Origin of the sequence: Lactobacillus sp. ESL0791, from assembly GCF_029433255.1 — a bacterium.
GTDB lineage: Bacteria > Bacillota > Bacilli > Lactobacillales > Lactobacillaceae > Lactobacillus.
The window spans coordinates 21,779-28,718 of sequence record NZ_JAQTHU010000002.1 but is presented as its reverse complement, the minus strand read 5'-3'; the positions used below and the strand labels follow the sequence as shown (position 1 = coordinate 28,718).

The window sequence follows — 6,940 nt, the reverse complement described above, 5'->3', positions numbered from 1 at the left end:
TATGGCAGAATTGGTCTGAGTGATAGATTTCTGGAGGTCGTAGTAGTGCTTAGTGCCCTTTTCGGTTGAAGTATCTACTTCAGATTGTTGTTTTTTGAGGTCAGACAGCCGAGCTTTTTGGAGTTCAATGTCCTTTGATAATCCTTTAATCTGCTCAGATTGTGCCTTTTGATAGTCACCATTTCTTTTGGCTTCTGCACTGTTAGCCTTCCATTCGGCAGAGTTTGCCTTAACTGCACTGGTTAAAGTCTTAAAACTTTTGACGGCTCCACTAACATCTAAACTGACCTGTGAAGTCATATCATGCTGTAATTGCACCATTAATTTTCACCTCTAAACTTGCTATTTCTTAATAATTCAACTGGGTCTACTAGTTCCGGACGTTTGTCTTTAGGACGTGCCCCCATTACTGACAGTAAATCGTAATAATCTTCTTGCCGTGCCTGTGACGGTAGGATTCCCATTTCCGTGAATTCCTTCAGATTGAGTAGTAAGTCCTCGTGGTTATTTTTTAACTCGGCTAACGTCCTATGTCTTTCGGCAACTAAAGCCCTCATTCTTTTGGGTCGGACTCAGCTACCTTGTTTTCTAGCTCCTGCTTTCTTTGAGCATCTTTAACTTGGTCATCGCTAAGACCTTGTAATCTCATTACGAGATAGCCAAGGACTTCACCTACATCCTCCATGCTGGCATTTTTGCGATAGGTTGCCATTTCCTCATCTGAGATTTGGGTAAAGTCTTGGATAAAATCGAGCATATCTTTCATCATCTTGTAGACTCTCTTTGAATCAGCAAGGTCATCGCCAGTATTGTCTTGGGATTCTAGCATCTCGATATTTAGTTCTTGGCTTCTGAGCATTAGGTCAACTGATGGTTTTACATTAATGGTTCTTGTAATGTTCATTAGAGGTTTCAAATTAATTTTTATTTTCATGTTTATACTCCTATGCTGAGAGAGCAATCCTGTGGCTCTCTAAATTTAAAAAGGTTAATAATTAATGGTTGTTGCTAATAGAATTGCAATTCTTTAGAAAATAAAAACACCCACGATTGAATGAGTGTTAAAATCGATAAGTTCCACACGATAATGTATAGCGAACATTTGTTTCATACTCTATCTAGTGGTAAAATAATGAATAAAAAGGAGAAACTAAAATTTTGTCAAATTTTTGGAATACTAATAGCACACCAATACATGTTAATAGAGGCGATTATAAAGATACATCATTTTTAGCAGGCCTATCAGCAGGTATGGTTGAAAAACAAATTTATGAAAAACAAGGTTTTTTTTGTTCAACAATATTTAGAAGAGCATATAGAGAACTTGGGCAAAATAAAGCTAATGAGTCAATTCATATATTGAATCCAGCATTTATTACAGTTAGTGGGTTGTCAGCTAATAACATTCAAAAAATTATGAATATGCCATCAATACGTGCTGATATTATGAAGTCTAATGTAAGTAGAGAATCTTATACTGGATTTTTAGTTAATGCAGGAGAATGTGCTGGAAACGCTATTGTCACTTATGATGGCTTGCTTCAGGATTATGAAGAATCTGAATCCTATAATCAGTCTGATAAAGTTGTTGAAGATGTTAATTTAAACACCTCTATACAAATCAGTAGTAGAAATGTTGATTGGGTAGCTTGGTTTAAAAAGCTCGGCAATCAAATTATAATAGCCAAGGGAAATAGCTTGGGTGTTAATGACAATAATGGCAAACAAAGTGAATCTACTACTAAGTTTATTCAATCTTCTCCAAAACCAATTCAACCTTTTTTGGTAATTCTTCTTCGATGGTTTTTGTATATAAGTGTTTGTATTGACATAGATACTGCTGCAAAATGGCTTTTTGAAGTTCTTCATTGGTTACTCCATTTTCTAGGATTCTAGTTAACTGTTAGCAGTAGTCGTAGTTGTAGTAGCCGCTATTGATTGTGAACTGCCTCCATCAACAGCTGTGTAGCCACCGCCAACTTCTTTCAAAATAGCAGCTAGGTCAAACCCTGTTTCATCTGAAAACCAGATTTTATACGGTTCTTGGTGCTCCGGGTCATTTGGGTCAGCAAATACAGTTGGGTCTAGCGGATTTAACACATCGGCGGACAAAGTAGTATTACTATCACTTTCATTATTATTGTCAGTCGAATGATTACTTGCTTCCTCGATGATTTCAGTATTTGCTAGTCCCTCGTACACTTTGGTTTCATTATCAAACCCTGTGCTGACTACTAACATGGCAATATGAGGCTTCTTCTTGCCCTTAATAAATCCGCCCTTGGAATCTTTACTATAGCCTTTCATCTTCATTAGAATATCGTGGTCTAGGTCTAAGGCGGTTAGTGCTACCTTTGGCTCTGCCTTACCGTGAGTCACTCTTTTGATCTTATCGTTTGCCCATTGATTGGTACCTGCTACTTCCAAACCCGTGATATTTATGGAAGTAAAACCTTCATTGTTTCCATCAGCTTCGTAGATTCCTGTATCAGAAAGCCCATCTGTTCCCTTAATAATTTTGCCTGTGTCATCTAACTTGAAAAAGTAGACTGTACTTATACCATGTGCACTCATTTTTTTGCTTCTTTCTTTGTATCTAGTAATTTTTCTAAATAAATCGTTTTAGTTAATTGCTGTGTGTTAGGGTCAGTAATGTGTGAGCCTCTAGGGTCTACATTCCAACCTAAATCCTCTAGCTTGTCGATTAAATCTAGTTCTGCTTCTACAATATTAACTGGTGGTTCTAGCGCCCAAAATATCTGTAACTCTAGTTGGGTCAACCAGCGCCTAATTCTGCTGTTAGCATATTGCGGAATGTAATCAGACTCGGTGATAAAAATGATTGTGTTAGCTGTATCGTTCATCTGTTCAGCAGAGAGATTAGTAGTAGCAATGCTGTCTGAATTAATCCACGGGAGTGATAAATCTCTAATGTCTTGTGCTAGTTCATCAACTGGCATCATTTAGCCTTCAGCTCCTTATACTTTTTATCCATTGCTTGATACATCTCGCCTTTTGTCTGCTCAACTGTCGCATCATACCAATGGTCACCTTTGCGGAATTTTGTCCCATCGTTTAGGAACCTAGCAATGTAGGCTTTGTCGCTAAAACCTACGGTACTTGCACCATTCTGTTCACCGGTGATGTCGCCAGCTTCTACATGTATATCGTCAGCAAGGTGTCCGTACTTGGGATTTTCTTCCTTTGAGTAGTGCATCTGGCGAGCTTTATCATGTAGTGCATTAGCTAGTACCTCAGCACCAGCTTTAGTTATTTCGGTTTGGTCTTTTTCATCGGGCACGTCTTTCTTAGCGTCCTCCATGAACTGCTTTATCCATTTCTCGTAATCCATAGCTATTTGCCCTTCTTTCTGAGGGTAATGTAGTCGTAAGCAATGATTTTGTTGGAATCATCAGAACTAATATTCATTATTGAGTACTGGATGCCATCGTATTCAACTAGCATGTCCGTAGTAACTTTAGTATTATGTCTGACAATAATAATTGGTTGGTCTAATTGCTCTGGAGTTAAGCTTATTTGTTGGGAGATTGCCCGTGTATATGGCATACACCATAGGCTAAATTGGCTAACAAATCTGTTAATATTAGCACCTGTGTTACTGTTATGAACTAATTGAACCTTACCAAACTCCGCTTTTTTGTTAAGTGAGTATGGCTGAATTGAATTAAGTGCCATCAGTATCACCTGAATACTTGTGTTCAACAGCGCTTATTAAAGCATTTACACCTTGTGATTCGCCACTTGCTAAGGTTCGGTCGTAATAAAGCTGGGTCGCTAGAGATTTTATAGCAGAAATATAAAGTGAGTCTTTTGGCAGGTTAGGATTATCAACGTCTGCAATTGCATGATTCACTACAGCAGTAGCTTGTCCAAGTAAATCGGTCATTGTTGCTTCTTCTTCAGCGGTATCATCAATATGCAATTCAGCCAATAATTCCTTGACGTCTACCATTTAGACCACACCTCCTGTTAATTAACCGCCACCTTTAAAGATTATTGTTTATTTCTATAGGCGATTAGTCTAAATTTCTATCTATTACTTGCCTGACTTAGGAGCACCAGCCGTTAAGGTAATCAACTTACCTGCATCGGCATCAGCTACTTTGAAATCGGCACGGATATATGCTGCCAGCTTCTGACTGTACAAATCATTATCCATCCACTTAATAGAACTCTCGTCCTTATAAGCTTCAAGAACGAACGCTTTAGGGTCACCGATAAAGGCTTTAGCACTGCCACCGAGTACAGCGTCAGGAACAACTGTTACAGACAACCCCAGTAAAGTTTTACCACTTGCTGAACTAATTGAGTCTTCGAACAGGTAACGTCCATTGCCGTCCTTTAATTTGTCAATAAAGTTATAGGCTGATTCCGTCATGATAAATTGCTTGTCGTAGTTGGCTAAACCAATATTTACAGCATCTTTAAGTCCATCAGCATCATTAGCAGTTACAGCAGTAGCTTGTGTCAGTATGGCACCAATTTTATCCTGCTCCGTAAGACCACGCATATCAGTTAAGTACTGAGCTACTAGAGAATTAATCTGGGAGTAATCAGACAGCATTTCATTGGAAATTGGTAGGCTACCTGCGTAGGTTTGTAAATTGTAGGCAACTTCTCCAATACCCATCTTTGCTAATTCTGGGTTCTGTGCCAGCTCTGCCTTAGTTGTAAATCTAGCCGTACCTTTTTTAATAATTGGTAACGAACCACTTGGACTGGTAACAGCTACCCGATTTACTAAGGAAGTTAAGGAATTTTTATCTTCTGGCTGATGATAAGCATCAAGTACCTGTTTTGGTACTAAGACTTGACCTTCAACGCCTGTCGTTATGTTGTCCCTCGTAGCACCGTGAGACTTCACATAGTCCGCAAATCCTCTTAACTGTGCATCTTGGTTATTGTTAATGTTAGTAGACTTAATTTTCACTCTAGGTTGCTCCTCTTTCTTAGTAAGACTGCGAGTCTCATCAATTTTTTCATCTTCATCGTCCGTATCGGCATCATCAGTAGTATCGTCACTGTCAGAATCATCTGTATCTTCAATTTTATTATCTTCGGCACTAGCAGTTTCTTCAGTATTAGATTGCCCAAGTGCTTCAACCGCTTTTTCTAATTGGTTTACAACTTGCACTAAGCTACTAAAATCTGGAACAGTTGTATTAGTATCATCTGATTTATCAGGTATGTCAGTATTAGTTGCTACATCTTTTTCATCATTAGTAGCTGTAGATGTATCTCTTGTTTTTTCTTTGCTCAAATTTATTTCTTCTTTCTTATATTTAGTAAGTGAGCGTTGAATCTGTACGCTTGTTTCTTGGTAGGCAGGCAATGGGGTTAAGGAAATTTCTGGAACATCTGAAATTTTTGTAACTGTATGAATTAGCGTTCCATTTTCATCTTCTTGCCAACTATCACCATCATCTGCAATATCGAATCTAAATGATGCACCCTTGATATTACCGTTTTGTATATCTGTAAAAGTGTCATTACCCAAGGTTGTATTTGGTAGTTCAGCAACAAAAAACAGCCCCTTATCATCTATCTTCACTGATAGAGTTTTGGAGTCTGTTCGTGCAAGTATCTGATTAAAATCGTGACCGTATAACAGCATCAAGTTGCTAAAATCCACACCATTTAAGGCACTAGGTGAGATATATTCTGTAAACCCCATATCCTCAGAGGGTTGGTTGAACACTATAGCGTACCCAGAAATCTCGTGATTACCATTAGCCAAATCCCTTGTTTTAAAGTCTATGGGACGTGACCTAGTGTTTAAGTTGTTTTCTTTATCCTTGTCCGTTAAGCTCATTGTTAGTAAATACATCTCTGCTTTCTAATAGATTTACTGCTTGTGCCTGAGTTAATACAGGTGCGGTACCACTGGTTAATTTTTGAATGTTATTAATCAGTTGGTTACCGTCACGGTCTATGGCTTTATTAATATCAAGTTCTAAGTTGGGCAACTGCAATTTCATTTTTAGCTCAGACACTATCGGGTCGATATACCTCGTAAGGCTATTGACGTACAAACTCTGAATTTGACTAACATTGGACTGGTTGTCTGATTTATTTGGTGACAAGTATGAAGCTGGTATTCCAAAAGCTGTTGCAATTCTTCCTGCATCTGCATCAATAGTATTCAAAAACTTTGCCACATCAGCATTAATTTGTAACTGACTAAGTGTCGCCGAATTGTCTAAAACAAGTGTGCTGCCAGCATTGTCGCCAGTGTATTGGGCTTCAAATTCACGCCTAACCTTGTCTTTACCCTCTTTGTTAGTTTTTACTGGCAGGGTGATAACGTTGCTTGGCAGGATTGCCTTTTCAAGTTGCTTTAAAGTTAGTCTGTCTGAGTTCTGGCTAACCCTCAAAGTGTTCGCCAAGGACTCTAGTGGACTAATTCCAATAAATTTGGCAAGGGTATTGTCCCCTTCACCTGTGCAAAGCAATCTGAGGTGAATCATCTCAGTACTAGCTACCTCTATATTTGGGCGATCATCATCAAAATTAATCTGATAACTAATAGATTTACCATCGTCTGCTAAATTTAATTCAACTTGGCTAGTTGGTATCTGTTCCAAACTAGCTGGCAAGTTGTTTTTATCTCGTGCTACTAATAAATAGGAGTTTCCCGTTAGCAGTAGTTGGGCATAGGCAGATTGCCAAAAGTTATAGCTTGAAATCATGGTACTAGGATTATTCAGCACCGTTATTGTAGGTGGATAGTTCTTAAATTGACAGGAAGCTATATCGCTGGCGATTAGGGTTACAGCATTCATGAACTCGGGATTTTGTAAAGCTGTTGATACACTAACCATCGAGTTTGGTACTATCTTTCCGCCTGACATACTAAAGCTAATAACTGTCGATGAACTTGGTATGTATTGCGAACGTGTGTTTGGATTAATTGCGTTAG

At 38.5% G+C, this 6,940-nt stretch carries 11 protein-coding genes; 1 reads left to right on the top strand and 10 read right to left on the bottom strand.

Annotation, left to right across the window (positions count from 1 at the left end):
- The 3 genes from PT285_RS11190 to PT285_RS11180 all read right to left on the bottom strand — a co-directional run.
- A partial coding sequence (locus PT285_RS11190) for a hypothetical protein (RefSeq protein WP_277150798.1) occupies nucleotides 1-321 on the bottom strand: 321 nt, incomplete at its 3' end.
- Nucleotides 321-557: a hypothetical protein gene (locus tag PT285_RS11185; RefSeq protein ID WP_277150796.1), complete on the bottom strand. Its 237-nt coding sequence runs from the start codon at nucleotides 555-557 to the stop codon at nucleotides 321-323. The genes PT285_RS11190 and PT285_RS11185, both read right to left, overlap by 1 nt.
- Nucleotides 554-934, bottom strand: a complete 381-nt coding sequence (locus PT285_RS11180; RefSeq protein WP_277150794.1) for a phage tail tube assembly chaperone — start codon at nucleotides 932-934, stop codon at nucleotides 554-556. Before PT285_RS11180 ends, PT285_RS11185 begins: the two co-directional genes overlap by 4 nt.
- 224 nt (nucleotides 935-1,158) lie before the next feature.
- Here PT285_RS11180 and PT285_RS11175 point away from each other — a divergent pair, with 224 nt between their 5' ends.
- Entirely contained in the window at nucleotides 1,159-1,896 is a 738-nt protein-coding gene (locus PT285_RS11175; protein WP_277150792.1) for a hypothetical protein, read from the top strand.
- On the opposite strand, the gene PT285_RS11170 is transcribed toward PT285_RS11175, so the two are convergent.
- The 7 genes from PT285_RS11170 to PT285_RS11140 all read right to left on the bottom strand — a co-directional run bounded on the left by PT285_RS11170 (nucleotide 1,897) and on the right by PT285_RS11140 (nucleotide 6,872).
- The gene (locus tag PT285_RS11170; RefSeq protein ID WP_277150790.1) at nucleotides 1,897-2,574 is read right to left on the bottom strand and encodes a phage tail protein; all 678 of its coding nucleotides are present in this window, start codon (nucleotides 2,572-2,574) and stop codon (nucleotides 1,897-1,899) included.
- Nucleotides 2,571-2,963: a DUF806 family protein gene (locus PT285_RS11165; protein WP_277150788.1), complete on the bottom strand. Its 393-nt coding sequence runs from the start codon at nucleotides 2,961-2,963 to the stop codon at nucleotides 2,571-2,573. Before PT285_RS11165 ends, PT285_RS11170 begins: the two co-directional genes overlap by 4 nt.
- On the bottom strand, nucleotides 2,960-3,352 hold the full coding sequence (locus PT285_RS11160; RefSeq protein WP_277150786.1) for an HK97-gp10 family putative phage morphogenesis protein: 393 nt from the start codon (nucleotides 3,350-3,352) through the stop codon (nucleotides 2,960-2,962). Before PT285_RS11160 ends, PT285_RS11165 begins: the two co-directional genes overlap by 4 nt.
- 2 nt (nucleotides 3,353-3,354) lie before the next feature.
- Nucleotides 3,355-3,696 (bottom strand): phage head closure protein, encoded by a 342-nt coding sequence (locus PT285_RS11155; RefSeq protein WP_277150784.1) that lies wholly within the window; start codon nucleotides 3,694-3,696, stop codon nucleotides 3,355-3,357.
- Nucleotides 3,686-3,973 (bottom strand): head-tail connector protein, encoded by a 288-nt coding sequence (locus PT285_RS11150; protein WP_277150782.1) that lies wholly within the window; start codon nucleotides 3,971-3,973, stop codon nucleotides 3,686-3,688. Before PT285_RS11150 ends, PT285_RS11155 begins: the two co-directional genes overlap by 11 nt.
- 84 nt (nucleotides 3,974-4,057) lie before the next feature.
- Entirely contained in the window at nucleotides 4,058-5,848 is a 1,791-nt protein-coding gene (locus PT285_RS11145; RefSeq protein ID WP_277150780.1) for a phage major capsid protein, read from the bottom strand.
- The gene (locus PT285_RS11140; RefSeq protein ID WP_277150778.1) at nucleotides 5,811-6,872 is read right to left on the bottom strand and encodes a phage portal protein; all 1,062 of its coding nucleotides are present in this window, start codon (nucleotides 6,870-6,872) and stop codon (nucleotides 5,811-5,813) included. The genes PT285_RS11145 and PT285_RS11140 overlap by 38 nt, the downstream gene beginning before the upstream one ends.
- Between the last annotated feature and the right edge of the window lie 68 nt (nucleotides 6,873-6,940).

Bases quoted from the DNA above. Each gene is read 5' to 3' on its own strand.
- PT285_RS11180 (WP_277150794.1), bottom strand. From the start codon at position 934: ATGAAAATAAAAATTAATTTGAAACCTCTAATGAACATTACAAGAACC.
- PT285_RS11170 (WP_277150790.1), bottom strand. From the start codon at position 2,574: ATGAGTGCACATGGTATAAGTACAGTCTACTTTTTCAAGTTAGATGAC.
- PT285_RS11160 (WP_277150786.1), bottom strand. From the start codon at position 3,352: ATGGATTACGAGAAATGGATAAAGCAGTTCATGGAGGACGCTAAGAAA.
- PT285_RS11185 (WP_277150796.1), bottom strand. From the start codon at position 557: ATGAGGGCTTTAGTTGCCGAAAGACATAGGACGTTAGCCGAGTTAAAA.
- PT285_RS11165 (WP_277150788.1), bottom strand. From the start codon at position 2,963: ATGATGCCAGTTGATGAACTAGCACAAGACATTAGAGATTTATCACTC.
- PT285_RS11150 (WP_277150782.1), bottom strand. From the start codon at position 3,973: ATGGTAGACGTCAAGGAATTATTGGCTGAATTGCATATTGATGATACC.
- PT285_RS11155 (WP_277150784.1), bottom strand. From the start codon at position 3,696: ATGGCACTTAATTCAATTCAGCCATACTCACTTAACAAAAAAGCGGAG.
- PT285_RS11145 (WP_277150780.1), bottom strand. From the start codon at position 5,848: ATGTATTTACTAACAATGAGCTTAACGGACAAGGATAAAGAAAACAAC.
- PT285_RS11140 (WP_277150778.1), bottom strand. From the start codon at position 6,872: ATGTCAGGCGGAAAGATAGTACCAAACTCGATGGTTAGTGTATCAACA.